Source organism: Shewanella sp. SG41-4 (genome assembly GCF_014164505.1).
GTDB lineage: Bacteria > Pseudomonadota > Gammaproteobacteria > Enterobacterales > Shewanellaceae > Shewanella.
This window is the reverse complement of sequence record NZ_JACJFI010000576.1, coordinates 1-1,513: the sequence shown is the minus strand read 5'-3', so window position 1 is coordinate 1,513 and position 1,513 is coordinate 1. Positions and strand designations below refer to the sequence as shown.

Below are 1,513 nucleotides of genomic sequence, written 5' to 3'. Positions count from 1 at the left end.
CGGCTACATATTGAGGTGTGATCATATCTAAAAACTCACCCGCCGTTGGCATACCAGAGTCATTTAAATCGACTAATAGTTTACGAGCGGTCCGTAAACCATCATTTAATTGAAAACTGTTATCCATATATGGATCATTAATTAACCCTTTCCAGCCGACTGTCGTTCTCGGTTTTTCAAAGTACACTCGCATGACAATTTCAAGCTGATCTTTATACTGTTCACGCAATTTAACTAAGCGCTGGCCATACTCTAAGGCGGCTACAGGATCGTGAATTGAACACGGGCCAATAACCACCAATAAGCGATCATCTTTACGGGCTAAAATTTGATGAATACTATTACGCGCATTGAAAACAGTTGTTGATGCATGTTCGGTAGCCGGAAATCGTTCTAGAATCGCAATGGGTGGAAGCAATTCTTTTATTTCATCGATACGAATATCGTCATTTTGATAATGCATAGTGGTTACAACTCCGGCAAAACATCTTATATGTCTGATTCAATTAAACATAAATCAGCTGATACGATTCATTAAAAATGATACAAAACCATTGAAAAAATGAACATGAATCATCAATTTAACCAGTATCTATCGACAAATCAATCAAGTATTATTCATCAGTGCCGATAGTAGAAGATAGTAGAAGCTTAAGTAAGCGATTGGAAATACGTAACAAGAAGCAATAGCAAATGAGCTCAGTTAACGGCTGCGTAAAACGAGTATGGAATACACTTATACATTGATTGTTTAACACTAAAACAAACTGTCTTATCAAAAAGACACTCTAATGATATTAATATGCTTTACTTTAGTGATTAACATCATTAATTCAACACAAGGAAGATGAGCGACTTAATACTTGGCAAGCTATCCAGAGGAGGATAAAACATTGAAATATTGGTCAATTTTTTTATTAAGCTTATTATTAATTCTTTGCTATCCCGCCATTGCCACGTCCGTTGATCCAATCGATGATGTACACGAATTAGTCGAATTTCACTCACAAACTTACCATGAAAAATTGATTCCAGTCATCGATAGCATTAGTTTTTCTACCAGTAACAGTATTGCACCTTATTTCTTTACTGATGAAAATACTGGCGTGCAGTATGACCTTTTGAAAGCTGCTCTGGACAGTGAAAATATAAACATAAAAGAAATTGTTCATGCGCCTAATTTGCGTGCACAACGCCTAGTCAAAACCAATAAAATTGACTGCATGATCAATACACCTGATAATGTTGAAGGACTGTTTTACACGCAAAGCTTGATTGAATATCAAAATAGCGTTTTTTATTTATCAAGAAATAACCTTCAGATTGAACAAATTAACGATCTTAAGGCATTGTCTATTTTAGGTTTTCAAAACTCAAAACAATACTTAGGGGATGAGTTTAAAGACATCGCTAATGCCAACCCTCACTACAGCGAAATAACCAATCAAAAAAGCCAAGTGGTGATGTTATTTAATGAACATGCGGAAGTCATTGTTTTAGAAAGACGGATTTT

The 1,513-nt window shown here is 35.4% G+C and carries 2 protein-coding genes; one reads left to right on the top strand and one right to left on the bottom strand.

Features of this window, described 5'->3' with window-relative positions:
• Window positions 1-463 (bottom strand): 3-deoxy-7-phosphoheptulonate synthase (locus H5202_RS22370; protein ID WP_182773963.1); only part of this gene is annotated, 463 nt, incomplete at its 3' end.
• Between the two features lie 400 nt (window positions 464-863).
• On the opposite strand from H5202_RS22370, the gene H5202_RS22365 reads away from it, so the two are divergent.
• Window positions 864-1,513, top strand: a 650-nt coding sequence (locus H5202_RS22365) for an amino acid ABC transporter (protein WP_182773962.1), incomplete at its 3' end; no start/stop codon positions are given.